Source organism: Hymenobacter negativus, from assembly GCF_017571495.1.
GTDB lineage: Bacteria > Bacteroidota > Bacteroidia > Cytophagales > Hymenobacteraceae > Hymenobacter > Hymenobacter negativus.
On the sequence record NZ_JAGETZ010000003.1, the window covers coordinates 258,083 to 283,793 of the forward strand.

Below are 25,711 nucleotides of genomic sequence, written 5' to 3' on the forward strand. Positions count from 1 at the left end.
GTGACTTCCACCTAATGCCAAGTCCAATGCCGAATTGGAAATTATTTCATCAAATATTTGCTAGCAGTTGATTTGTAGTATGTTAATAAAAAATCCCCGCCGGGCGCGGGGCCCAGCGGGGAAGAATTTTTCCAAAATGAAAAGCGAATTTTTTCAGATTAGTAAGTGTGGAGGCCTCACTTCCGGACTCTCGCTAAGGCCTATTGCTTTATCGGTACCAAAATCATAGCGGAGCTGCCGGGCATCTGCACGCCGCTGGTTACCTCCAGCACATCGAGGCCTTCCTCGTTGATTTGGTCGCCGCGCAGCACCACTTTGTAGGTGTCGCGGGGCAGCTTGACGCTCCAGGCGGAGCGGTTGCCGTTGAAAATGACGAAGATGCTGGGCCAGGCGTCGCCGCCGGCGTTGTTTTTAAGCTGGTAGGCGATGATGCCAGGGGCCATGTTGGGCAGGAACTCCAGGTGCTGCTGCACCAGCTCGGCGGTGGGCAGGCGGAAGGCGGGATGGGCCTTGCGCAAGGCAATGAGCTTGCGGTAGTATTGGTAGACCGCGAGGTTCTTCGCTTTGCGGCCCCAGTCGAGCTGGTTCACGCTGTCGGGCTGGTTGTAGGAATTGTGCGAGCCGCCTTTGGTGCGCAGAAACTCGTCGCCAACCGGCAGAAACGGAATGCCCTGCGAGGTAAATACAATGGTGTTGCTGAGCAAATCCATTTTCAGCCGGTCGGCTTCGGAGGCGCCGGGGGTAGACACGCGCAGCTTGTCCCAGAGCACCATGTCGTCGTGGCAAGCCACGTAGTTGATGGCCTGCGCTGGGGAATTGGCCCAGGGAGCTTTCGAGTAGTTGACCTTGGCATAGTCGACCTGCGGATGCTGGGTGGCGCCTACGATGCCGAACTTCACACTCTCCTCCAAATCGGGCTGGCCGCTGGCAAAGCCGGGCTCGGTCTGGTGGGCGTAGTGGCCTTTTACGCCGTCGCGCAGCTCGTCGCCGAAGGCGGCGATGCGGTCCAGCTTGGACATATTGCCTTTGAGGGCGCGCTTGGCATCGGGCAGGGGCGAGGGGCCGGCGGTCCAGCCTTCGCCATACATGAGAATGCTGTGGTCCTGCTGGTCGAGGGCAATGCGGATGGCGCGCATGGTTTCAATGTCGAGCACGCCCATCAGGTCGAAGCGGAAGCCATCAACGTGGTACTGCTGCGCCCACCAGGCCACCGATTCCACGATGAGCTTGCGGACCATAGGCCGCTCGGAGGCTACTTCGTTGCCGCAGGCGGTGGCGTTGCTGAGGCTACCGTTGGGATTGTGACGGTAGTAGTAGCCGGGCACCAGCTGCTCGAAATTGCTGCGGCCGGCATCGGCCGTGTGGTTGTACACCACGTCGAGCACCACGCGTACGCCGGCACCATGCAGGTTCTCTACCAGCTGCTTGAACTCGCGGATGCGGGCGGCGGGGTTGGTGGCGTCGGTAGAGTAAGTGCCTTCGGGCACGGAGTAGTTCAGCGGGTCGTAGCCCCAGTTATAGCGGTTGGCGCTGGCGGGTGTGGTTTCGTCGATGCTGGCGAAGTCGTTGGTGGGCAGCAGGTGCACATGGGTCAGACCCAGCTCTACTAAATGGTCGAGGCCAGTGCTCACGTCTTCTGGGCCGCGGGTGCCCACCTGCGCGGCACCCAAAAACTTGCCTTTGTGCCGCACGCCCGACTGTGGGTGTACGGTGAGGTCGCGCACGTGTACTTCCCCAATGATGACATCGGTGGGCTGTTTCAGGGCGGGGCGCAGGTCCTCAGTCCAGCCGGCGGGCTGCGCAATGCTGGGGTTGAACACGGCCCCGCGCAGGCCGTTGATGCCCACGGCGTGAGCGTAGGGGTCGGCCACTTCGGCCATTTTCTTGCCTCCAATGGTGGCCTGCACGACGTAGAAGCCGGTGGTGCCGGCTGGGAGGGCGTAGGTCCAGGTGCCGCCTTCGGCCTTGGTCATGGCGTAATCGGCGGTGGGGGTACCGCCGGTGCCTTCTTTATAGAGCTTGAGGTGCAGGGCCTCGGCGGTGGGGGCCCACACGCGCAGGGTGGCGTGGGTGCCGCGCCAGGTCAGGCCAAGGTCAGGGCCGAGGTAAGTTGGGTAGCTGGTATAGTCGGGTAGGGGCGGAGCGGCCGTTGCCGCAAGGGAGGGAAGCAGCACAAGCAGCAGCAGAAAAGGAAGCCGGGACGTCATGCCCGCAAAGTTCGGCAATTAGCAAGCACGCGACCAGAAAAAACTCCCCTCCTTGCCGCAAGGAGACTAGGCCAATGAGTGGCATTTGCCAGGGTAGTTGCGGGCATTGAACGATATCCAGGTTAGGTATATCACCCTGCGATGATTCAATAGGCAAGTAGTTAGAATTGAGTAGCCAATTGGTCGAATTAGAAAAATCTTATCGACCAACCTTGTCCCGAATCTGAATTACCTGATGACAGACTATAGTATTAATTGCCCATCCTTCAACACCACAATCGCCTCTATTTTCATCCAATAAAAATGCCCTCTTCTAAAGTAAGGAGGGAGCTAGTGTCTACTGCCAGGCTTTCCCAGCGATAAAACACCCCTCGCCGTCGATATAATTCTGCTTACGGTCGGTTTGGCAGGGTTTTGAAAAGGGCGTCGGGTATGTTTGCTTCGATTTTACACTCGTCCATGGCCGTCCTTACTCCCCGTCGTTACCTCACCCCGCTGATTCATGTGCTGGTGTGGGGGCTGTTTGGGCTTACGTTTCTGCTATTTCAGCCGCTCACGGGCCGCCTGACCATGCCTCCGCAGTTCTGGCTGAAGCAGGGTATGATGTTCCTGGTGTGGGTGGCTACGTTCTACCTCACGGCCAAGGTGAGTGTGCCGAAGCTGCTATTTGAAGGCCGTACGGGCTGGTTTATCCTGGTATTGGTGGGGACCACGGCGGCGGTGCTGCTATTCAGCCGCTTCCTGGAATCGATGCTCGACCTGCCCACGCTCATGGATAAAGCCTTTCGGGCGGCAGCGGGGCGGCCGCGCCTGCTGCAGGGCCGCGGCCCGCGCATCGATACCATGGGCTTGCTCACCACCATGTTTGTACTAGGCATCAGCACCTGTATCACGGTGGTGCAGAAGTGGCAGAAAGACGCCCAGGCCCGCCAGACCCTGGAGCAGCAGCGGGTTCAGTCGGAGCTGTCGGTGCTCAAGGCCCAGATAAACCCGCACTTCTTTTTCAACACCCTCAATAATATCTACGCCCTCACGCTGCTCGATGGGGAGCAGGCGCGCACGGCCATTCACCGGCTCTCGCGCATGATGCGTTACGTCCTCTACGACACCGCCGGCGGCACCACGCTGCTCAGCCAGGAGGTGGCCTTTGTACAGGATTATATCACGCTCATGCAGCTGCGGCTCGATGAGCGGGTGCGCGTCACTTTCGAAAAGCCCGAACCTGTGCACGACGTCGCTATTGCGCCCATGCTCGTGTTGCCCTTCCTCGAAAATGCGTTCAAACACGGCGTGGCAGCTACCGAAAACAGCAGCATTTTCATTGCCCTGCGCCAGCCGGCCTCCGATGTCTTAGAGCTGGAAGTGCGCAACACCCGTCTCACCCTCCCCTCTACCGACCTGGCCGGCAGCAACGGCATTGGCCTGGTCAATACCCGCCGCCGCCTCGACTTGCTATATCCCGGCCAATTCAGTCTGCTGGTCGACGACCATACGCCCGCGAATGAATTCCGCGTTCAGCTCACGCTACACGTGGCGTAAGGGATTTTTGCAGACAATTATTACCCGCACACCCTCTTACCCTGATACCATATGACCGCGCTGCTATCCCTTAAAACCATTGCCGTCGACGACGAGCCGCTGGCCCTGGGCATGGTGGCTGCCTTTGTGGAGAAAACTCCTTTTCTGGAGCTTGTGGGGAAGTTTGGTAGTGCCGTGGAGGCCCTGAAATACCTACACGAGCACCCCGGTACCGTCGACCTGGCATTTCTGGATATTCAAATGCAGGAACTCAACGGCCTAGAGCTGGCCCGGGTGCTGGGCCCCACCGGGCCACGCGTCATCTTCACCACTGCCTTCCCGCAATACGCGCTCGAAGGCTACCGCGTCGATGCCATTGATTACCTCGTGAAGCCCTTCAACTACGAGGAGTTTCTGCGGGCTGCCAGCAAAGCCCGGGCTTACGCCGAGCTTACGGCTCCGCAATCTGCTGCCCCTGCGGCTGCTGCCCCGGAGGAAGACGAATACCTTTTTCTAAAGGCCGAATACCAGCTGGTACGCGTGGCCCTGAGCGACATTCTATATGTCGAGGGCCTGAAAGACTACGTGAAAGTGCACCTCAAAAGCACCCCGCGCGCCTTGCTTTCCCTCATGAGTCTCAAGGCGATGGAGGAAAAGCTGCCTGCCCGACGCTTCATGCGCATTCACCGCTCATTCATTGTGGCGCTCGATAAGATTGAGTCCGTGCGTCGCCTTACCGTCCAGATTGGAGCAGTTACTATCCCGGTGGGCGACCAATACAAGGAGATTTTCATGCAATTCCTCAGCCGCTGGACCTAAGCGGTTTTTCAGAATATCATCGTGCAGAGTGCAGTCGAGCTACCTGGCCGGCTGAGATGTGAAAGATGAAGTGTGCTGCGACCGACCGGCGGCCCGGCTGTACTCTTCACGATGCCTTTTAAATGCCTGCCCACAAACAACGAGTAGCTAAAGTCAAGTAACAAGTTCTATTACTTGATTCTAACTATTCGCTCAATACCCCGATGCCTCCCACACTCCTTGTCTTTCTGAGCTATGAAACCATTCACCTTACCCGGAAACTCAGTTTCCGGCCCGGACGCCTATGACCTGGCCGCCGACCCGCAACTGGCCGTGCTCTGCCTGTCCGGCAGCCTCGGCGGGCTCGAACTGAACAGCCTGAAATTTGCGGGCTGGATGCAGGAGCGAGGGTGGCGCGTCACGTTTTTTGCGCCTTCCGCCACGCCCCTGGCATACTGGGCTGATGAATGGTTTATCCCGCTCGAAACCTTCGCCGTGCACCGGGGGCTGGCCATGCCACTGCTGGCCTGGAGCCTGAAAGCACAGCTTGAGCGCCTCAACATCGGCGTGTTGGTGGTGACGCAGAACAAAGACCTGGCCGTGGCCACGCTGGTCAAAACCCTCATGGGAGGGCACCTGCGCATCATTTATCAGCAGCACATGCAGCTGGGCCGGCCCAAGCGCAGCCTCGTGCACACCCTGCGCTTTCGCTTGGTCGATGCTTGGTTATCGCCCTTGCCCGGCTTGGCCCGCGAAGTAGCCAGCAAGACCAAGTTTGATACGTCCCGGCTGCGCACCGTGCCCTTGGGCCTGCCGCTGGAGCAGTTTGCTCCGCCCACCCACACCCCCGCCCAGGCCCGCCGGGAACTCGACCTGCCCCAAGGCGTACGCCTGCTTGGTATTCTGGGCCGGATTGACGATGGCAAGGGCCAGGACTTTGTGATTAATGTGCTGCATCAGCTGCGCAAAGTGCACGGCTACGATGCCCACCTCGTCATCATGGGCGAGCCGACCCGCAACGAGGGCGACGAGTTCCTGCACCAGCTGCAGCGGCAGGTAGCCCGCCTGGGACTACAGCGCCAGGTTCATTTCCGTCCCTTCCGCACCGACCCTGCCGTGTTCTACCAAGCCATCGATGTGTTCATGATGGCCTCCCAAAGCGAAACCTACGGCATGGTTACCCTCGAAGCGCTGGCCTCAGGGGTGCCCGTGGTCGGCGCGGCTACCGGTGGCACCCTAGAGCTGGTGCAGCATGGCCAGACCGGCCTGCTTTACCTGTGGGGCGATGTGGCTGCTGCCGCTCGCGCTGTGCACCGCACCTTCGACGAAACCGCCGCTACCCACGAGCGGGTGGAGCGGGCCCGCCTCGGCCGCTGGCGCTACTCGCACCACCGCCAGTGCGCCCTCACCGAAGACGTTATTCGTGAGCTTATGCCCGTGACGGCTGCGCCACCTCGTCGTCGGGCCCTAGCCCTCAACGCCGCTTTTGCCCGCACTTTTGCCGAATAGTTCAGCCTGGTCACCCGGAAAAAAAGCCCTCCTGGTCGATACCCTGTGGCAGTTGGCCGATACAAAAGGAGCGGATTTGGCGCTGACTGGTAATTTCAGACTGCACCCGCCAATGGCCTCGTGCTTTCCCTCAAGTCCTGTCGTTTCGAAACCGAATTCGGCCACCTGACCGTTGCCACCCGCCCGGCGGATTTGCCCCCGCCGGTTGCAACGCCTAGAACTGGTCCCTGATTCGCAATGGCAGGCACTATTACCTAACGACCCGTTACCAGCCTAAAGGTGGCTGGTGGCGGGTCGTTGACTTTTTGGCATTTAGCCAAGCAACTATATCACTGCCCGACTTGTCAGGCCTGAGCACACTTAGCAGCTTTAGCACAGTTTGCTGCTGCTGTACAATCGGGCGTTAAGTAATTGCTTTTTTCTAAGAAAAACAAAATTAATTCTTATTATCTGTAGATAAATCTTGGCCAAGTAGTAATTTTGAGTAATTATTCGCTCATCGGATAATACTTTTTGCAGTTAAGTGTCCCGGCACTGCCATGGGAAAAGTGGTGATTTTAACGGAATAACTTGACATATGCTTTGCTATTACCCCTAGCTTTAACGTTTATGAAAAAACTTTTTACAAAAATGTGCAGCCAGTACCGCAGCTATTACAGCGGCCTGCTACTCGTTGCCAGCGGGCTGATGCCGGTACTAGCTCAAGCCCAAAGTTCCACGGTTGTCATCAGCGAAGTGTATGCGGGTGGGGGAAGTGCCGGTGCTACTTACCAGAACGACTTCGTAGAGCTATACAATAAAACCAACGTGAGCCTTCCCCTCAACGGGTACTCGGTGCAGTACAACCCGGCTTCGGGCGGGGGCGCTTATGCAATGGTTGCTCTCGGCAACGTCAGCATTCCAGCCAATGGCCACCTGCTGGTGCAGTTGGGCGCAGGTGCCAACGGCGGGCCCTTGCCTACGCCCGACGTAACCGGGTCTCTGGCGCTGGCGGTGGGCGGTGGGCGCATTGCCCTGGTGAGCAACACCACCGCTCTCCAAGATGCCGACCCCGCTAATGCGCCTGGCGTGGTCGATTTTCTGGGCTACGGCAGCAGTGCTGCTACCTACGAAGGCAGTGGCCCGGCCCTGGGCATGGCTGGCCTCGTGAGCCTGGAACGCAAGGCTCGGGCTACGTCTACCAGCGCGAGCCTGGCCGCGGGTGGTGATGACGTTGACCAAGGCAATGGCTACGATAGCAACGACAACGCTTCCGACTTTGTAGCACGCACTCCCGAGCCCCAGAATGCGGGCGCGGCAGCAGAAGTATTCACTCCCAGCGTGACGTACTACAACACCAAGAATGCTACGGGCTCCCTCAGCGAGCTGAGCACCTTTAGCAGCACGCCGGATGGCTCGGGACCATCGCCTGCCTCTTTCACCCGGGCGTTTCAGGTCTTCAATGTAGGAGGTAGCGGGCTCTCCCTTAGCGGCAACTGGACGGTGACGGGCGCCGGCTCGAAAGTGGTGCTGCTAGCCAATGCCACGCTCACGGTGCCGGCCAATTACAACTTGAATGCCCTGCTTGACATGAGCAGTGGGGCAACGCTGGTGGAATACAACGCGGCTCCGGGCGTGACCTACGGCAATCTGGACGCAACCAGCATCATCGAGTTTGCTCAGTCAGGCGACTACACGATTCCCGTACTGCCCAGCCCCGGCTACGGCAACCTGACCTTGCGCGATGCCTCCAAGCATTTGGATGCCGGCACTACCATCGTACGCGGTACCCTGCTGGTGAAAAACGTGGGTGGCAATTCCAACGTGTTCGGGGGAGCACCCAACGCCGCCTCGACCCTGGCCTTGGGCGGCAACCTGAAGCTGACCGGCACGGTGAGCTTCAGCAGCAGCGCCACCGACCGCATTGTGCTAACGGCTACCAACACCACCGCTTCGCAGGTGATAGATGGCGGTGGCAACGTCATCAAGCTCTATAGCCTGATTTTGCCAACGGGCCAGGCGGGCGTAAGCCTGTCTGGCAGCGGCAGCAGCCTGGAGCTCGGCAATACCAGCGGTGGTGGCTACCAGCTGGGTGCCGGCACGCTGCTCACCCTCAACGCCAATACCCTGGCCTTCGCGGCGGGCGGCAAGGCCACGGTAGCAGGCACCGGTGCACTGGCCGTTGATGCCACGTCCAGCATTGTCATTGATAAGAATAACACGACTGGCTTTGGTGGTACCACGGGCTCTGCCACGCTGTACCTGGCACCGGGCAGCACTCAAATCAACAACCTGACCGTGAACTCGGCGGGTAATAGCACCGTGCTTGCCGGCACGCTGGTTTTGTCCGGTACACTCACCGTTAACGGTGCTCTTACTCTCAATGGAAGCACGCTGGGCCTGACCGGTGGCCAGACGTTGACCATGAACGGCCTGATGGATATCCAGAATGGTTTCTTCAGCGCATCTGATGCCAGCATTGTAGTAGGTGGTGCCGGAAACATGGGCTTCATGTATTTCCGGGGGGGGGCCGGCAACCAAATGCGGAACTTCACCATGGCGCGGCCCAACCAGACGCTGTACCTGAATTCGCCGATAGCCCTGAGCTCGTCGCTCAACATCACCGACGGGGTGCTGGGCGTTATCAACACCATTACCATGAGTGGAACGGTGAACACCACAGGCAACGGCCGCATGCAAAGCTCGACCACGGCTAACCTGCTTATCAATGGTACAGGTCCGCTCGGCACCATCATCTTTACCGATGCGGGCGGCTTCCTCAATACGCTGGCGCTGAACCGCCCCGGCGGAACCCTGAATATAGAGGGCTTGTCGCTCAATGTGCGCTATCCTTCGCTTTCGGCTGGCGTACTGCACATCGGTGCTAACATGGCGCTCAACATCACCGGTCCGCTGGTGGTTGATGACCCAGCCGTGGCAAAATTCGCCGCGACGCCGACATCCAGCATAAGCTTCACAAGCTTCAACAACCAGACCCCGGTAGACATTGGGCCGCTGGCCTTCGTGCCCGGTCAGGACCTGATATCTTCGCTTACAATGGCCCGCTCGGCCGGTACCGTGGCAAACCCCCTGGACCCGCCGCTGGCTCAGCTCACGTCCAACCTCACGGTGCGGACGCTGGTGCTCACGCGTGGCTCCTTCTTTGTGCAGGGCAATAACCGCTTGAGCGTGTTGCCGGGCGGCGGTTTGGTGGGCGGTAGCGCCAACAGCTACACCAATACCTTGACTCTGGCTTCGGTGACCAATGCAAACCCCGTATTTGCTACCCTAGGATTCCCCCTGGGCGTAAATGGCGAGTACCGGCCCCTGACCTTCAACGTGACCGATGCCGTGACCGGCACCACCAGCTACACAGCCCGCCAAATTGAGGGCCGCGCCACTTCCCGCACCTTGCCCAATACGCTGCTGCGGGTGTCGGGCCTTCGCTACTATAATGTAGTAGCCGAGGCTGGCGGCTCCAGCGTGCTGCAAAGCGCCACCATTCGCCTGAGCTACGACCTGACCGCCGACCAGGTGACGGCGGGCAACGCCAGCCTGCTGCGCATAGCCATGGTGGACCCTGCCGATAATACGAAGTGGAAAAACATGGGCGGCTCGGGTAGCGGTGCCAACATCACCTCGAACATGATTCTGCCCGGTCCGTTTGGCGACTTCATCCTGGCTACCGACGGCAACACCCCTCAGAATGTGAATCCGCTGCCCGTGGAGCTGAGTGCTTTCTCGGCTCAGCGCCTGCCTAGCAAGGCCGTGAGCGTGCGCTGGACCACCGCCAGCGAGAAAAACTCCGACCACTTTGATGTGCAGCGCAGCCTCAACGCCCGCGACTTTGTGACCATTGCTACTGCCAAGGCCCAGGGCAGCAGCACCAGTGCCATCGCCTACGCTGCCCTCGACCAGACGGCTCCCGCAGCTCAACTCTACTACCGCTTGCGCCAAGTAGACCTCGATGGCACCGTGGCTTACTCTCCGGTACTGACTGTGAGCGGCCTCGATACGCCCCTGGAACTGGCCCTGTACCCTAACCCAGCCACCGACCGCCTCACCGCCGCCGCCCCGGCCTTGGCCGAGCGCACCTTCCGGGTGCTCAACACCCTGGGCCAGGTGCTGGCCACCGGCCGCGCCGATGCCGAGAACCCCACCGTGGACGTACGCGACCTGCCCACTGGCACCTACCTGTTGGAGCTGAGCAGCCCTGATGGCCGGCAAGTGCGCCGCTTCGTGAAAACGAACTAGGGGAGGAGCCATTAAAACAGCAAAAGGCCCTTTCGCAGCCGCGAAAGGGCCTTTTGCTGTTTTAATGTTGATGCAGGAACGTGATTTAGGCTAGCAGACAGCTAACGGTGATTCTGACGAACTAGGCATTATAGGTTTGCACGTGGGCAGCAAGGAGCACTTGTTGGACCTGAAGCTGCGAGGCTGCACCTTGTATTTGCCGCCCACCACGCTGCGATAGGTTTGCAGAAGATTACTAGCTTCACGTGGGGGCGCTGATGTAGGCCGCGAAACCTGCGGCGCCGATAGCCGTAAGGCGGGCTACTTGGTCGTGACCAAAGCCCTTAAGGTAAACGAACGGTTGGGTTGCTCGTTGGCGCGCTTTAATTATGGAACGGCACTGGAGAGCCGTTGGGAGGTCTCCTTGAAATGAAAGCAGCGCTCGGCAGCCTGCCGTAACGCGCCACGATTCTTCTTGTCTTCAGGGCAAGGGATATAATGATTTCGTAATTTGATTGCCGTGGTAATCCAAAGCATCCTTTCTATCTTTACACTTGACGTGTCTAGTTCATTGGGATTTAACTAAGTCCCTATAAAACCACTCTTTATGCAGAGATTCCTTACTAGTTTTTCCACCCATTTTGGCCGCAGCACGGTGCTGTTGTTGACGCTTTTGTTACCGCTGCTGGGATGGGGGCAGACTGTGATTGGTACACAGGATTTCGAAACGACTCCAGCTACTCCCACCGTAAGTGTTGCAGTAGCTGGCGGTGCCTACTACACGGGAAGCTCCACAAGCAGTGACCGTCCGGCTTCCACTCCCTTTAACAGTACCACAGGCGGAAGCCGGTCTTATGGGGTATCCAACGCCTCAGCTACTATTACTTCCGCTATTGTTGATGCAAGCGCTTACAGCACCGCTTCGGTTGGCTTTCGGTTGGCGTCCTTCTCCATTGCCAGCACTGGCAACGGTTCAGACCAAACCGATGTAGTAACACTAGCCATTAGTACCGATGGCGGTACTTCTTATTCAAACGAAGTAATTGTAGCTGGTGGCGCCACTAGCTCTGTTTCCAATACTATTTGGAGCTTCGCAAGCGGTACAGGCATTGCCACACGTGCATACCTAGGCAATAATACGCCCACTACTTCGGGCCCGGCAGGCGGGGGTGCCCGTACTTCGGATGGATATGGTGTAGTATCGGTGACTGGGATTCCGGCCACCAACCAGTTGCGCTTTCGCATCACTATACTGAATAACTCCTCATCGGAGCGCTGGTTGGTTGATGACGTTATCGTGCAAGGATACACCACGACATCCACTGCCTCCATCGGTACGCCCACCTACTTGGCGGGTGCGCGCTGTACCACGAGTTCGGCCAACGTGGGCGTGTCGTTCACTACCACAGGTACCTTCAACACGGGCAACGTCTTCACCATTGAGCTTTCGGGCCCGAACGGCGTGTTTGGTTCGACGCCCTACGCCACGGCTACCTACGCCGGTACCACGGCACCCACGGCACCGGTGCCTGTGCCCATTGCGGCCGGCACATTCAGCGGAGCCAACTACCGTTTCCGGGTGCTTTCGAGTAATCCCGCTACCACTAGCGCTACCTCAGCCGACTTCATTATTGTAAACGACCCGCAGGTCACCATCGACCCGCCCATCACCCAGACCTATGTAACGGGGGTGCCCGCAGTTCCTTTCCGGGCCATCGAAAGCTTCACCGTGGGCACCACGCGGCAGTGGCAATTGGGTACCTCAGCCGCCGGTCCCTTCACCAGCATTCCCGGTGAAACCGGCACCACGTTCACCCCCACATTCTCCACGCCCGGTACTTACTATGTGAACGTGGTGAGCACCTTCGCTGCCTGCGGTTCGGTAACTAGCGACAACGTGGCCGAAGTTATTGTGACTGCACCGCCAACCACTACGCTTACCACTGGCACCATTTCGCCCACCAGCTACTGCGTGGGCAGTACCGGAGCGGCTGTTTCGGTGCCGTTTACCTCGACAGGCACCTTTAGTGGCAACACTTACACCGCCTACCTGGGCAGTGGCACGAGCACTCCCATTGGTACGCTGGTGAGCGATGCCAACTCGGGCACCATTGCAGCTACGCTGCCCGCCACCCTGGCTTCGGGTACCACCTACCGCATCCATGTAGAAGCCAGCAGCCCCGCCACCGTGGCCTCCGACAACGGCACCAACCTTGCGGTGACGAACTACGCTACCAACAACGTGACCGCCTTCACGGCCACGGCCGGCAACACCGAGGCAACCTTGTCCTGGACCAACCCCACTAGCTGCTACAGCCGCACAGTGGTGGTGGCCAGCACCGGCCCCATCACCGTAGTGCCCACTGGCAATCCCACTGCCGGTTCTGCCTTCGGAACGGCTAGTACTGATTTGGGTGGCGGCCAGTTTGTGGTATACAATGGCACCGGTACCAGTGTCGTTGTTACCGGCCTCACCAACGGCACCTCCTATAACTTTAAGGCCTTCGTGACCAATGGCGATGGCTACAGTACTGGCGTTTCGGCTGCGGCCACGCCAGTAGTACCATCCCCCGTCATCAGTGGCTTCACGCCCAACAACGGTCCGGTAGGCACGGGGATTACCATTTCGGGTACCAATTTGGGCGGCATCACGGGTGTTACCGTGGGTGGCACAGCAGCTACCGGCGTATCAGCTACCGCCACCACCGTAACGGCTACGGTAGCTGCTGGCAGCACCACCGGTGCCGTAGTCCTCTCAGATGGCACCAGTACTTACACCGCTCCTGGCACCTTCACGGTCACAGCAGGCCTGAGCGCACCAACGGTGGCCAGCACCATCGCCTGCCCCGGCGTACCGTTCGATGTGACGTTTACTGCCTCTGGCCCATACACCGCTGGCAGCACGTTCACGGTGCAGCGGTCGAGTTCGGCTGGCAGCTTCTCGTCACCTGTCACCATCGGCACGGGCACCTACTCGGCTACGCCTACCCAAACGGTGTCGGCCACGTTTGCCAGCACCCTCACGGCCGGTACCGGCTACCTCATTCGGGTGGTGTCGGCTAGCCCGGTTGCCACAAGCCCTGCTTCGGTGGCCATCACGGTGAGCGGAGTGGGCATTGCGCCCACTACCGCCCAAAACATCGTGACCAATGCCAATGGTAATGCCCTCACGGCTACCGAAAACACTCCGGCTACCAGCCGCCAGTGGGCCGTTGGCACAGCCTCGGCTGGCCCCTTCACCGACATTGCCGGGCAAACCGCCGCTACCTACACGCCAAACTTCCCCACAGTAGGGACTTATTATGTAGTCGTAAAATCGACGGTAGCCTGCGGTGTGGTCACCAGCAACACCGTGCGTGTGAACGTGACCGCCCCCGTCCTCACCCTCACTTCGGACCAGTCCTCGCTCGATGGCTTCACCACGAGCAGTGGCATTGCCTCAACTGAGCAGAGCTACACCCTGACCGCCGCCAACCTCACCGTCCCCGTGACCGTGACGGCCCCCACCGGCTACGAAGTATCGCTGACTACCGGCACGGGTTTCACCACCCAGGTATCGGCACCGGCTTCGGGTAACACCACTGTTTATGTGCGCATTGCCGGCTCGGCCGTGGCCGGTCCGGCCAATGGCACCATCACCAACGTTTCAGGTACCAAGTCAGTCGACGTGGGCGTGACCGGTACGGTGTACCCCGCTGGCAGCAGCGCCTGCATCAATGAAGGCTTCAATAGCATTGGCAGCGGCGCCACCGCGCCCGCGGGCTGGACGTTTACCGGCGTGAGCAGTTACACGTCATCGGGCAGCGCGGGTACTGCTATTCCAGCAGTTAAGTTTGATGATACGAGCGACCGGGTGCTGACGCCCGTGGTGGCTAACCCCGTGCAGCTCACCTTCACCATGTTTGGCAACGCCACCAATGCCACCTCCAGCATGTTGGTTGAAGGGCTGGAAGGCGCGACGTACAAGACCATTGCCACCATCAGCAACCTCCCGACGACCAAGGCCATCCAGAACTACACCTTCACGTCGGCCCCGGGTGCCACCTTTGCCAACTTCACCCGCTTCCGGTTCACCTACACCAAATCCGCCGGCAACGTAACCTTCGACGACGTGCTGGTGCTCTGCGGTCAGGCTGCCCCTGAAATTGACATCACTCAAGCCGGCACTTCCGTTGCCTCGGGTAGTACAGTTGCTTTTGGCAATGCTCCAATCGGCAATGCTACTCCCGACGTTACCTTCCTCATCAACAACCTAGGCAATGCCAGCCTGACTGTGTCGACCGTGGCCCTGAGCAACAATGCCAGTAGTGCTTTCAGCTTTGTAACCCCACCTGCCACTCCCGCCACGGTGGTTGCTGGTGCCAACACGCCGGTTGTTGTGCGCTACACGCCTACCGCCGCTGGCCCACAAACCGCCACGCTCACCGTAACCAACACTGATTCGAACGAAGGTACCTATACCATCACTCTGACCGGCGTAGGCCTGGCCCCCGAGCCCACCGCTCCACAGCCTACCGTGACGGTAGCTAACATTACCACCACGACCGTGGACGTAACCGTTGCCGGTGGCACCGGCACCAAGCGTCTCGTAGTGATACGGCCCACCACGACTACTGCCGTGGTCCCCACGGATGGCACTACATATACCGCTAGTCTGGCCTATGGCAGTGCCGCAGCTACCAGCCGCACTGGTCTCAACAACTTTGTGATTATTGCCGATGCCACCACCGGCCCGGTAACCGTGACCGGCCTGACCGGCGCCAGCAACTACACAATAGACGTGTATGCTTACAACGACAGCAACGTAGCCGGGGCCGAGAACTACCTCACTGCTACCCCAGGTACGGCAGCGTTCAGCACGCCAGCACCACCTATTGGGGCTACCCAGGCCGGCATGCTCTTGCTGGAAGACGATTTTAACGGCACGCCTGGCAGCCTGCTCACGGCTAACGGCTGGACGGCCCACAACGGTGCAGGTGCTAGCCCCATCACCATTGAGGCCGGCAACCAGTCCTTTGCCGAATACCCCGCCGGCCAGCCTGCCAATAATAACCGGGCCCTCTCGGCTGGCTCCGGCGAAGACGTAAACCGCGCTTTCACTACACCCGCTGGTACCAGCACGCTCTACGTATCGGGCATTATTAATGTGGACGTGGACGGCACCGACTACTTCCTGCACCTGATGGACAATACCCAGACGAGCATTACCGTCTTCCGGGGCCGTGTATTTACCCGTTCCGTGGCGGGCGGCTTCAAGTTCGGCCTGACGGTCTCGGATGGTTCGTCTGCTGCCGCCGTCTACGCTCCGGCCGTGTATAATGTAGGCCAGGATTACTTGGTGGTGCTGAAATACGTGACCAACGCAGGTGGCAACGACGAAGCCAGTCTCTACGTGTTTGATGCCGCCGCGCCAGCCACCGAGCCTGCCACGCCCACCGTCGGGCCTGTTATTGAAGCCAATACCATTGCGGCCAACAGTCTCAACGCCGTGGCCCTGCGCCAGACCAGTAACTCACCTGTCTACTATCTCGATGGCCTGCGGGTGGCCACCGGCTGGGGCAGCGTCATCGGTAAGCCGATATTTACCAGTCCTGCTGCCACCCTGGCCACTGGCAACTACTATAACGTAGCCGTGAACAATGCCGACCAGGTAACCCCTGTGGGGGCCGTCCGCATCGAAAACAACCTGGCTCTTACCAGTGGCAAGGTGAATACTTCGGCAATCAATAGCCTCACGTTGTATCAAAGTGCTTCCGTCAGCGGCGGCAGTGCCACCAGCTTTGTGAACGGCCCGCTCGCCCGCACCACGGGCACGGGCGCGGCTTCCTCGTTCTTCCCCATCGGCAAGGGCACGGCCTACCGCCCGCTCACACTCACGGCGGCTGCGCAAGCGGCTCCCAGCACCTACACCGCCGAGCAGTTTGAGGGCAACCCCGGCCAAAGCGCTAGCACCTTGGGTGGCCAGCTCAAGCGTGTGTCGACCCGTCGTTCCTACACTGTCACTTCGTCCAACACCACGGCTGGCAATTTCAGTGGCAGCATCACCCTCAGCTTCGGCCCCGATGACTACGTGAACACGCCCAGCAGCACCGACCTGGTGATTGCCAAGCGCGACGGCGGCACTGCCGGCACTTGGAACAGCGTAGGGCGCGCCACCACCAACGCCACCACTGGCGACCCCGATTCCGGTGCGGGTGGGGCTGGCGTAAGCGGTACCCTCACGTCTGATACGTTCTCCGACTTTTCGGATTTCGCCATCGGTGCCCTCAACGACCTGACCAATACCAACACCTTCGCCGCCATCAACCCGCTGCCAGTAGAACTCACTACTTTCAGTGCCCAACGCGAGTCGAATAAGTCGGTAGCCATCCAATGGGCTACTGCCAGCGAGAAAAACAGTGCCCGTTTTGAAGTACAGCGCAGCCTCAATGCCCGCGACTTCGTGACCGTTGCCACCACCAAAGCCCAAGGCAGCAGCAACCGGACCACCGCCTATGCCGCTCTCGACGCCATGGCACCTGCTACTCAGCTCTACTACCGCCTCCGCCAGGTAGACCAGGATGGTACCGTGGCCTACTCGCCCGTCGCCACGGTAGCCGGTACCAGTGCAGCCACTAAGGCGTTGCTCTATCCCAATCCGGCCCGTAGCAGCATCACTTTCACCACTGAGGCCGTCACTTCCTACCGGGTGCTCAACCAACTAGGCCAGGCCCTGCTGCAAGGCCCCACCGAAGTTGGTACTACCAACGTTGCCATCGGCCAACTGCCCACCGGCCTGTACCTCCTAGAGCTGCAAACTGCCACTGGCCGTAGCGTACAGAAGTTTGAGAAAGAGTAAGGACCAAGGATTGACGCGGAATTTTTGGATTCCACGGATGTTGTAGATGTATTAACAAGGAAAGGCCACCCCTTAGGGTGGCCTTTTTTATGGCTACAGGTCTCAGTTCAACATTGTAGGCACCCGAATAGTCGTCATGGAAACAATGGACAGTTGTTTACCTTCTACCTGCAATCACTAGCTAATTATTGGTAACCTATTAAAAACAAAAAGGCCGCCATTCCGGCAGCCTTTCATCTTCTCATTCTTTGGAATAGCAAATACCAGCCGTTCACAAAATCCGCGGAATCCGAAAAAGCCGCGTCAATCCGTGATTCAGACGGAGAAGCTCTCGCCGCAGCCGCACTCGCGCGACGCATTAGGGTTGTTGAACTGGAAACCCTTGCCGTTGAGGCCATCAGAGAAGTCCAGCTCGGTGCCAGCGAGGTAGAGGAAACTCTTCATATCTACCACTACGCGCACACCTTTATCCTCAAACTCCTGGTCCATGGGGCGCACTTCGTTGTCGAAGTCCAGCTTATAGCTCAGGCCTGAGCAGCCACCACCTGCCACCGAAGCACGCAGGCGGTAGGTTTCATCCAGATGCGCATCGGTCATCAGGCGCGATACTTTTTCTTTGGCTTTATCCGAAACGGTAATCATGGCAATAGGAGCAGGGATGACCCCGCACAGCTAGTATTGAAATGCGGGTGCAATTTAGATAGATTATAAACAAGCCGGAGAAATTCTTTGTTCACCAACTCATCAAAATCAGGCTAAGAAGCTAAGAGCTAGGATTGAGCACCACGCTAAAAACAGTAATGGTGTTCAAGTCGCGACCGAAGTACAGCTTGTCCAGTGCCTCATAAGCATTATGCGCCCGGAAGTAAGAAGTGTGCAACTCCTTATCGCCTGGGCTGCGCCACTGCAGCGTATAGGAGCTTTCGGTGTCGCGGAAGCGCTTCACATAGTCCAGCATTTTCTGCAGGCATTCCACTTCGTCGCGCCCAGTTTCGTAACGGAACAAAAAGCGCTGTTGGTGGCGCGGGTTCACAGTAATCAGGTCCAGCCGAGTCTGGCCTTCCACTTGCCGGAACTCAAACTGCAACTGCTCCGGCGTCAGGCCTAAGTACTGCTGAATCTCACGTTGCAAGCGGGCAATTTCAAATTCGTCCATCATTCAATAGAGAATGAGGAATAAAGAATGAGGAATGAAGAACCGGCCGCAAAGCCAATTCTTCATTCCTCATTCTTTATTCCTCATTAAAAAGACTAGTGGTGCGCCAGTTCCAGGGCGGGCAGACCGTTTTTCACGCGGTAGTCCGAGATAGCCGACTTAATGGCGTCTTCAGCCAGCACCGAACAGTGGATTTTAACGGGCGGTAGCGCCAGTTCTTCCACAATCTCCATGTTATCGATAGCCAGGGCTTCGTCAACGGTTTTGCCTTTCAGCCACTCAGTAGCGAGCGATGAAGAAGCAATAGCCGAGCCACAGCCGAACGTCTTGAACTTGGCGTCGGTGATGGTGTTGGTTGCTTCGTCCACCTCAATTTGCAGGCGCATTACGTCGCCGCACTCAGGGGCACCTACGAGGCCGGTGCCTACGTTCTTTTTGCTTTTGTCCAGCGTGCCCACGTTGCGGGGGTTGCTGTAGTGGTCGATTACTTTATCGGAGTAAGCCATTGTTGTAGTGTTGAATTTTAAATGTTGAGTTTTAAGTGTTATTGAAGACTGGGTTTTGGTTGATGAAAATGAACGGGAATCATTCAAAACTCAGCCCTCAAAACTCAAAACTTTCTAGTGTTCTGCCCACTCGATTTTGCTCAAATCGACGCCTTCCTTGAACATCTCCCACAGCGGTGACATTTCGCGGAGCTTGGTGACGGCTTCTTTTACGTGGTTGATGGCGTAATCGATTTGCTCGTCGGTGGTAAAGCGGCTCAAGCCGAAGCGTAGGCTGCTGTGGGCCAGGTCGTCGCTCAGGCCCAGGGCTTTGAGTACGTAGCTGGGCTCCAGCGAAGCCGAGGTACAGGCCGAGCCAGAAGAAACGGCGAGGTCTTTCACGCCCATCATCAGGCCTTCGCCTTCCACGTATTTAAAGCTGATGTTGGTAACGTGGGGCAAACGATGCTCCACCGAACCGTTGACGTAGCTTTCTTCCAGCGTGGTCAGCTCTTTTTCGAGGCGGTCGCGCATGGCGCTCAGGCGAGCGGTATCAGCTGCCATTTCCAGACGGGCCAACTCACATGCTTTGCCCAAGCCCACAATGCCGGGCACGTTGAGGGTGCCGGAGCGCATGCCACGCTCGTGGCCGCCACCGTCCATTTGGGCAGTTACTTTTACCCGAGGGTTTTTACGACGCACGTAGAGTGCGCCCACACCTTTTGGACCGTACATTTTGTGAGCCGTAAAAGCCATGATATCAATACCATCGGCAATAACATCAACCGGGATTTTACCCACGGCCTGGGTGCCATCCGTCATGAACAGGGCGCCGTGGCTATGAGCAATGCGGGCAATTTCGCGGATGGGCTGGATGGTACCCGTCTCGTTGTTGCCGTACATGATGGTCACCAAGATGGTTTCCGGCGTCATGGCGGCTTCCAGCTCTTCGAGGCTGATGAGGCCTTGCTCGTTCACGGGCAGGTAGGTCACACGGCCACCCAGCTTCTCGATATGCTTACAGGTGTCAAGAACGGCTTTGTGCTCAGTGGTAGCAGTGATGATATGGTTGCCTTTCTGGCTGTACATCTCAAATACGCCCTTGATGCCGAGGTTGTCCGACTCGGTAGCGCCCGAGGTGAAGATGATTTCCTTGGAATCGCAGTTGATGAGCTTAGCGATTTGGTCGCGGGAATAGTCCACGGCCTCCTCTGCGGCCCAGCCGAAGGGGTGGTTGCGTGAAGCCGCGTTGCCGAATACTTCGGTCAGATAAGGCATCATGGCCTCCAGCACCCGCGGGTCGAGGGGCGTAGTGGCGTTGTTGTCGAGGTAAATAGGGAGCTTAAGCATTGCGCGCAGCAGTAGTGACAAGTGGTAAACCAGCGAATAGCTGATACCCGCCTAGAACATGGTTCGAGGGCAATCAGTTTTCTTTGGCCCCACAAAAGTAGATACAATCTAAACAAGGAAATACGTATACTGCCCAACCCGGCGCAAAAAGCTCGGTAAATGCCGGGTTATTGTCCGTTTAGTGGTAGTACCGTGCACTCCTTTTTTCCACATCTATGCTTACCAACCTCGAACACCTCGGCCTGGCCGTAAACGACCTCGACGCAGCCACTGCCCTGTACACCTCGCTGCTTGGTACAGCACCTTATAAGAAAGAGCATGTCGCCAGCGAGGCCGTAGATACAGTCTTCTTTCAAGTGGGTGGCTCCAAGATTGAGCTGCTGGCCGGTACCTCGCCGGATAGTGCCATCACGAAGTTCCTAGCTAAGAAGCCGGAGGGTATTCACCACGTCGCATTTGAGGTGGATGATATTCGGGCTGAAATGGAAAGGCTGAGAGGGGAGGGCTTCGTGCTATTAAATGAAGAACCCAAGCGCGGGGCCGATAATAAGCTGGTGTGTTTCGTGCATCCCAAGAGTGCAGCCGGCGTATTGGTGGAGCTCTGCCAAAGCTTGTAGCGTGGACTCTGCGAGTCCGTGCTTGAACCGCTAACTTCTTTAATAACTTCTCTTAAACGCGGACTTGCAAAGTCCACGCTATATAAAAACCATGAATCGTTTCCAGCAAGAAGTAGAAGCCGCCATTGATGTCCTACTGCTCCAGCAAGTCATTCTCTATCCAACTGACACGGTTTGGGGCCTGGGCTGCGACGCCGAGGCCCTGCCCGCCGTCAAGCAGCTCTACAAGCTGAAGGGCCGCGAAGCTGGCAAGCCCAGCATCGTGCTGGTGGCAGATTGGGCCATGCTGAAGCGCTACACCACTGAGGTCCCAGCTGATTTGGAAGCCTTGATTGCTGCCGACACCCGGCCCACGACCTATATTCTGCCCGCCAGCCGGGCCCTCGCTCCCGATTTAGTAGGGCCAGACGGCACAGTAGGCTTGCGGCTGACCAAAGATGAGTTCTGTCACAAAGTGGTGCGGCGACTAGGGCACGGGCTGGTTTCCACTTCGGCTAACAAAGCAGGCGAGCCGACGCCCGCCGTGTACTCGGAAGTGGATGCGGCCATTGTGCGTGGGGCCGACTATGTGGTGAACTGGCGGCAGGACGATGCCACGCGTGTTGCACCCTCGCGGGTGGTACGGCTGGGCGCGGGTGGTACGCTGGAAGTAGTGCGGGAATAAGCCGTCCGGTTTAAATCCCCCGACGCTGTGCTTCGACTCGCGGCGAACGATTTCCGCCGTACTGAAGCGCGGCTTCGGGGTACACTTTCTGTTTGCGACCTTTGCGGGCATGAAGACGCCCCAACTGCCCGAATTGCCCATCTTTCATACCATTGCCGAAGCAGCGGCCGAACTCAAACAGCCGGCCTACGTCATTGGCGGCTACGTGCGGGATTTGGCGCTGGGCCGCGACAGCAAGGACATTGACGTGGTGACGGTGGGCGACGGCATCGCCTTGGCGCAAGCGGTGGGTGCCAAGCTGCAGGGCCGCGGTCGGGTGCAGATTTTCAAGAACTTCGGCACTGCCATGCTGCCCACCAAGGAGGCAGGCGACATTGAATTTGTAGGAGCCCGCAAGGAAAGCTACCGCGCCGAAAGCCGGAAGCCGGAAGTGGAAGCTGGTACGCTGGAGGAGGATTTGGCTCGCCGCGACTTCACCATCAATGCCCTCGGACTGAGCCTAAACCCGGAAAATTTTGGAGAATTGGTGGACCGCTACGAGGGCATGAAGGACCTCGCTGGCAAAACCATCCGCACGCCGTTGGGGCCGGATATTACGTTTTCTGATGACCCGTTGCGGATGATGCGGGCCATTCGCTTTGCCTCGCAGCTCAACTTTGATATTGAGCCGGATACCTTCGACGCCATTATCCGGAATAAAGACCGAATAAAAATCGTGTCGCAGGAGCGGATAACGGTGGAGCTGAACAAGATTATTGAGTCGCCCACGCCGAGCTATGGCTTCAAGCTGCTGTTTCAGACGGGGCTTCTGCAACTCATCTTTCCGAAAATGGCGCTGCTGCATGGGGTGGAGAAAGTGGGCAACCACGCCCATAAGGACAATTTCTACCACACCCTGCAAGTGCTCGACAACGTGGCCCACGCCGGCGGCGACCTCTGGCTGCGCTGGGCCGCTGTGCTACACGACATCGCCAAGCCTGCCACCAAGCGCTATTTCCCCAAAGTGGGCTGGACCTTCCACGGCCACGAGGACAAGGGGGCTCGTTGGGTGCCCGGCATCTTCACCGATTTGAAATTGCCACTGGGCGAGGAAATGCGCATGGTGCAGAAGCTGGTGCGACTGCACCTGCGCCCCATTGCGTTGGTAAAGGAAACTGTGACCGACTCGGCCGTGCGCCGTCTGTTGTTTGAGGCCGGCGACGACATTGACCGGCTCATGCTGCTCTGCCGGGCCGATATTACCAGCAAAGACCACGAGCGCAAGGCTCGCTACCTGCGCAACTTCGGAGAGGTGGAAGAGAAGCTGAAAGAGGTGGAGGAAAAAGACCACCTGCGCAACTTCCGGCCCGTCATCACTGGCGAAATCATCATGGAAACCTTTAGGTTGAAGCCTTCGCGCCAAGTGGGCGAGCTGAAGGAGGCGGTGATGGAAGCCATTTTGGAAGGCACCATTAAAAACGAGATGGAGCCAGCCTTGGCCTTCCTGTTGCAGCAGGGGGCGGCCAAAGGGCTGGCTCCAGAAGGAGGCATCGTTCACTCACCAAACTAGCCTGTCTTCTTTTTTATTACCGTTGGGTGGATAGATGCAGATATTTATGTGAAAGTTGCCTCTAATAAATTTAGTAACAAAGAAAATTTTTGGATTAAAGGCGTTTGATGCTGGAAGGGCCAGTTGATTCGACTTTTACGCTTTTGGGTTTGCCGCTGTAGGCAATTTCGCTGGCCCCCACGGCGTCGCCCTTAATGCTCTCGCTCACGTTGAGACGGGCCTTGCACACCCCGGCCACGTTCACCACAGCCGTTCGGGTTTGGAGGGCAGCCCCAGCCAATTCGCAGGCACCAGCGGCTTCCAGGTTCAGCTCGTCGGCGTGGCCGGTGGCAGTGGTACGGCAGGCACCGGCCTGCTCCAGGCGGAGGGTACCGTAGTTCCCATTGAGGCGCAGGTGGCTGGCGCCGGCTTGCTCCACACGCAACTCGTCCTGCCGCTCGAAGCCGCCGAGGTCGGCATGTACGGCACCGGCCAGCTCCAGGCGCTCCACGCTGGGCAGGCTAATGGCGATGAGGACTTTGCTCTGGTTGCGGCCCCAATTGCCCCGGAAGAACGAGCCGGAGCCGCGAGGCGTAATTTTCAGCTCGTTCCCGTCCAGTTCTACTTGCAGCTCTTTGAGGGCGCTTTCGTCGCCAGCGGCTTCAATTTTGAAGGCATCAGCGCGGCGCACCACCACGCGGTAGCCGCCCCCTACGCTCACCCGGTTGAAGCCGGTTTCGGTGAAGCTGCGGCGGCCACTGCCGTAGCTGTTAAGGTCGGTGTCGAAGGCCGGCGCGCCGCCGTAGTTGAGCGTGATGCCGTTTTTGCCGTCGTTGCTGTCGCCTTCGTCGTCACTGCTTTCGTCAGTATCGATGTTGATGTTTACATCGGAGTCGTCATCATCATCCTCGTCACGGCCCAACTGCTCGTCGGTGCAGCCAATGCACTCCAGCTTGTTGCCACGCAGGCGGTACTGGTGCTGCTCGGGGTCTTCGGGCCGCTCATTGTTCACGAAGTTGTCAGAGTCGAGCAGGTCGTAGGCAAAGTCCCGGCTGATGCGGAAGGTGCGGTCGCGGGGCAGGCGCAGGGTCACGGTGAGCTCTTGGCGGCGGTATTTGGCGTCGGGCAGGAAGGAGAAGTGGTCGTCGAATACCAGCGAGGAGTCGCCGCTGGCCTGGATGGTGTAGTCAATGGTCGTCAGGGCGTTGCGACGGGCTATTTCCTGGGTAGGGCCTTTCGAGCCGAGGGTGCGCAACACTTCAATCACACGGCCACTGTCGGCGGCAGCAAGGCGAAGTTCTACATGCTGTTCCCATTGGCGGTCAACGTTGCGGGAGTCTAGCATAATGATGGGTGTAGTCAGTTTGGGGTAGCGTTCCAGCTGTTCTACTTGGGCATCGTATTGAAACTCGCGGCTCTGCTGGGCAAAGGCCATGGCCACACCCACCAGGCTCAGCAGCCACAGGCCCAGCAACGAGAGGCTCACCGTGCGCGACATGATGGAGTGACGGAACAGCAGGTTCAGCCCGCTCAGCAGCAGCGACAGCGCCGGTATGGCAAAGGCCAAGAAGCCAGCCAGCAGCCCCCAGGTGGGCACGCCGTTCAGCATAACGTGGGCAGGAGCGTCGCCCAGCACAATGTTCTGCGAGTGGGGCAGCAGGCCAATGCCTGCACCGAGGCCAATGGCCAAGGCCACCAGGCAGCCGAAGCCTGTGATGGTGAGCAAAATGCCGGCAGCAATTCGAATAGCCGAGCCCACAAAATTAACAGCCGGACGCAGGCCACGGGCGGCATCTTCCACGAAGGCACCCACGGGGCGGTTGGTAGTAGCAGGGCCGTCGGTAGCGAAGGTGTTGTTGCGCACGCTGCTATCAAAGCTTTCCAGCGTCATGGCGTCGCCGCGCATACGGAGCTTGTCCGAGACCGTTTTGGCCTCGGGCAAGACTATCCAGAGAATGATGTAGAGCACGAAGGTGAAGCCCCCGGCAAACAGGCCGGCTAGCAGTAGCACGCGCACCAGTGTCACGTCAATGTTGAAATAGGCGGCTAAGCCCGCGGCGATGCCGGCTACTTTGCCGGAGTCTGTATCGCGGTAGAGGCGGCGGCCGGCCAGCGGGCCCGAGGTCAGGAGCACGTCGCTGGGAGCAGGGGCATCGTAGCGCTTGGGCAGCACAATCCAAAGCACGATGTACACGATGCCAAACCAGCCACCTATTTCCAAATGGCTATTGTCGTGGTTATTAGCCCAGATGCGGATGGCGGGCGAAAACAACGCGCCAAACACAAAGGCCAGCCGAATCCAGAGCGGATTCACGGCAAAGTATTGGGCAATGCCAGCGGCCACGCCCGCTACTTTGCGGTTGGCCATGTCGCGGTACAGGCGCTTGGGACCATCGGTGGCAGGAGCGTCGGCCGCAGCAGCCGTCGTACTGCCAAAGCCCGTCGAGGTGCTGCCAGCTGTGCTCCCGAAACCAGCCGAAGCGTTGGTGCCTGTATAAGCGGAAGCGGTTTCGGTGGCTTCGGCATCGTCCTCGTCAGCATCGGGGGCGAAGTCGCTCACGCGGCCCATCTTCGCCATCATAGCCTGCACATCTTCAAGAGAGATGACTTGCTGCATGGGCGAGAGGCGCACCGAGAACAGCTCGGCGATGCGGCCTTCGATGTCGGTCACGATGTCTTCGTGGCCGCGGTAGTTGGCAAAGTGGGCTTTCACCTCGGCCAGGTAACGGCTAAGGACCTCGAAACCATCTTCTTCAATGTGAAAGATGATACCCTGCAAGTTGATACTGATGTTCTTTTTCATGTGAAAGAAGGCCGAACGGGCCGATT

14 protein-coding genes are annotated in these 25,711 nt (G+C 58.6%); 8 read left to right on the forward strand and 6 right to left on the reverse strand.

Annotated features, from left to right (window positions below; translation table 11 throughout):
* Positions 1-200: 200 nt before the first annotated feature.
* Positions 201-2,174 carry a type I pullulanase gene (gene pulA / locus J4E00_RS07980; protein WP_208174614.1) on the reverse strand — a complete coding sequence of 658 codons (1,974 nt, stop codon included), beginning with the start codon at positions 2,172-2,174 and terminating at the stop codon, positions 201-203.
* Between the two features lie 492 nt (positions 2,175-2,666).
* On the opposite strand from pulA, the gene J4E00_RS07985 reads away from it, so the two are divergent.
* The 5 genes from J4E00_RS07985 to J4E00_RS08005 all read left to right on the forward strand — a co-directional run bounded on the left by J4E00_RS07985 (position 2,667) and on the right by J4E00_RS08005 (position 17,082).
* The gene (locus J4E00_RS07985; protein WP_208174615.1) at positions 2,667-3,746 is read left to right on the forward strand and encodes a sensor histidine kinase; all 1,080 of its coding nucleotides are present in this window, start codon (positions 2,667-2,669) and stop codon (positions 3,744-3,746) included.
* A 51-nt stretch (positions 3,747-3,797) separates the two neighbouring features.
* On the forward strand, positions 3,798-4,544 hold the full coding sequence (locus J4E00_RS07990; protein ID WP_208174616.1) for a LytR/AlgR family response regulator transcription factor: 747 nt from the start codon (positions 3,798-3,800) through the stop codon (positions 4,542-4,544).
* A gap of 234 nt (positions 4,545-4,778) precedes the next feature.
* Positions 4,779-6,032, forward strand: coding sequence for a glycosyltransferase (locus tag J4E00_RS07995; RefSeq protein WP_208174617.1), 1,254 nt, complete (start codon positions 4,779-4,781; stop codon positions 6,030-6,032).
* Between the two features lie 609 nt (positions 6,033-6,641).
* The gene (locus J4E00_RS08000; RefSeq protein ID WP_208174618.1) at positions 6,642-10,265 is read left to right on the forward strand and encodes a lamin tail domain-containing protein; all 3,624 of its coding nucleotides are present in this window, start codon (positions 6,642-6,644) and stop codon (positions 10,263-10,265) included.
* A 586-nt stretch (positions 10,266-10,851) separates the two neighbouring features.
* Positions 10,852-17,082, forward strand: a complete 6,231-nt coding sequence (locus J4E00_RS08005; protein WP_208174619.1) for a T9SS type A sorting domain-containing protein — start codon at positions 10,852-10,854, stop codon at positions 17,080-17,082.
* 315 nt (positions 17,083-17,397) lie between these two features.
* Here the strand turns inward: J4E00_RS08005 and J4E00_RS08010 are convergent, their stop codons facing one another.
* The 4 genes from J4E00_RS08010 to J4E00_RS08025 all read right to left on the reverse strand — a co-directional run bounded on the left by J4E00_RS08010 (position 17,398) and on the right by J4E00_RS08025 (position 20,073).
* Complete coding sequence (locus J4E00_RS08010; protein WP_201982096.1) at positions 17,398-17,724, reverse strand: HesB/IscA family protein; 327 nt, start codon at positions 17,722-17,724, stop codon at positions 17,398-17,400.
* A 121-nt stretch (positions 17,725-17,845) separates the two neighbouring features.
* Entirely contained in the window at positions 17,846-18,241 is a 396-nt protein-coding gene (locus tag J4E00_RS08015) for a hypothetical protein (protein WP_208174620.1), read from the reverse strand.
* Positions 18,242-18,333: 92 nt separating this feature from the next.
* Positions 18,334-18,744 (reverse strand): Fe-S cluster assembly scaffold IscU, encoded by a 411-nt coding sequence (iscU, locus tag J4E00_RS08020; protein WP_035561862.1) that lies wholly within the window; start codon positions 18,742-18,744, stop codon positions 18,334-18,336.
* Positions 18,745-18,858: 114 nt separating this feature from the next.
* Positions 18,859-20,073 carry an IscS subfamily cysteine desulfurase gene (locus tag J4E00_RS08025; protein WP_208174621.1) on the reverse strand — a complete coding sequence of 405 codons (1,215 nt, stop codon included), beginning with the start codon at positions 20,071-20,073 and terminating at the stop codon, positions 18,859-18,861.
* Between the two features lie 215 nt (positions 20,074-20,288).
* On the opposite strand from J4E00_RS08025, the gene mce reads away from it, so the two are divergent.
* The 3 genes from mce (at position 20,289) to J4E00_RS08040 (ending at position 22,903) form a co-directional block, all read left to right on the forward strand.
* Positions 20,289-20,690: a methylmalonyl-CoA epimerase gene (gene mce / locus J4E00_RS08030; protein WP_208174622.1), complete on the forward strand. Its 402-nt coding sequence runs from the start codon at positions 20,289-20,291 to the stop codon at positions 20,688-20,690.
* A gap of 91 nt (positions 20,691-20,781) precedes the next feature.
* Positions 20,782-21,354, forward strand: a complete 573-nt coding sequence (locus tag J4E00_RS08035) for an L-threonylcarbamoyladenylate synthase (protein WP_208174623.1) — start codon at positions 20,782-20,784, stop codon at positions 21,352-21,354.
* Positions 21,355-21,463: 109 nt separating this feature from the next.
* Positions 21,464-22,903 carry a CCA tRNA nucleotidyltransferase gene (locus J4E00_RS08040; RefSeq protein ID WP_208174624.1) on the forward strand — a complete coding sequence of 480 codons (1,440 nt, stop codon included), beginning with the start codon at positions 21,464-21,466 and terminating at the stop codon, positions 22,901-22,903.
* 94 nt (positions 22,904-22,997) lie between these two features.
* On the opposite strand, the gene J4E00_RS08045 is transcribed toward J4E00_RS08040, so the two are convergent.
* Positions 22,998-25,685 carry a PspC domain-containing protein gene (locus J4E00_RS08045; protein WP_208174625.1) on the reverse strand — a complete coding sequence of 896 codons (2,688 nt, stop codon included), beginning with the start codon at positions 25,683-25,685 and terminating at the stop codon, positions 22,998-23,000.
* Positions 25,686-25,711: the final 26 nt, after the last annotated feature.

What these genes read in the sequence shown, in the direction of transcription:
- J4E00_RS07985 (WP_208174615.1), top strand. Translation starts at nt 2,667, where the DNA reads ATGGCCGTCCTTACTCCCCGTCGTTACCTCACCCCGCTGATTCATGTG.
- J4E00_RS07990 (WP_208174616.1), top strand. Translation starts at nt 3,798, where the DNA reads ATGACCGCGCTGCTATCCCTTAAAACCATTGCCGTCGACGACGAGCCG.
- J4E00_RS07995 (WP_208174617.1), top strand. Translation starts at nt 4,779, where the DNA reads ATGAAACCATTCACCTTACCCGGAAACTCAGTTTCCGGCCCGGACGCC.
- J4E00_RS08000 (WP_208174618.1), top strand. Translation starts at nt 6,642, where the DNA reads ATGAAAAAACTTTTTACAAAAATGTGCAGCCAGTACCGCAGCTATTAC.
- J4E00_RS08005 (WP_208174619.1), top strand. Translation starts at nt 10,852, where the DNA reads ATGCAGAGATTCCTTACTAGTTTTTCCACCCATTTTGGCCGCAGCACG.
- J4E00_RS08010 (WP_201982096.1), bottom strand. Translation starts at nt 17,724, where the DNA reads ATGATTACCGTTTCGGATAAAGCCAAAGAAAAAGTATCGCGCCTGATG.
- J4E00_RS08015 (WP_208174620.1), bottom strand. Translation starts at nt 18,241, where the DNA reads ATGATGGACGAATTTGAAATTGCCCGCTTGCAACGTGAGATTCAGCAG.
- iscU (WP_035561862.1), bottom strand. Translation starts at nt 18,744, where the DNA reads ATGGCTTACTCCGATAAAGTAATCGACCACTACAGCAACCCCCGCAAC.
- J4E00_RS08025 (WP_208174621.1), bottom strand. Translation starts at nt 20,073, where the DNA reads ATGCTTAAGCTCCCTATTTACCTCGACAACAACGCCACTACGCCCCTC.
- mce (WP_208174622.1), top strand. Translation starts at nt 20,289, where the DNA reads ATGCTTACCAACCTCGAACACCTCGGCCTGGCCGTAAACGACCTCGAC.
- J4E00_RS08035 (WP_208174623.1), top strand. Translation starts at nt 20,782, where the DNA reads ATGAATCGTTTCCAGCAAGAAGTAGAAGCCGCCATTGATGTCCTACTG.
- J4E00_RS08040 (WP_208174624.1), top strand. Translation starts at nt 21,464, where the DNA reads ATGAAGACGCCCCAACTGCCCGAATTGCCCATCTTTCATACCATTGCC.
- J4E00_RS08045 (WP_208174625.1), bottom strand. Translation starts at nt 25,685, where the DNA reads ATGAAAAAGAACATCAGTATCAACTTGCAGGGTATCATCTTTCACATT.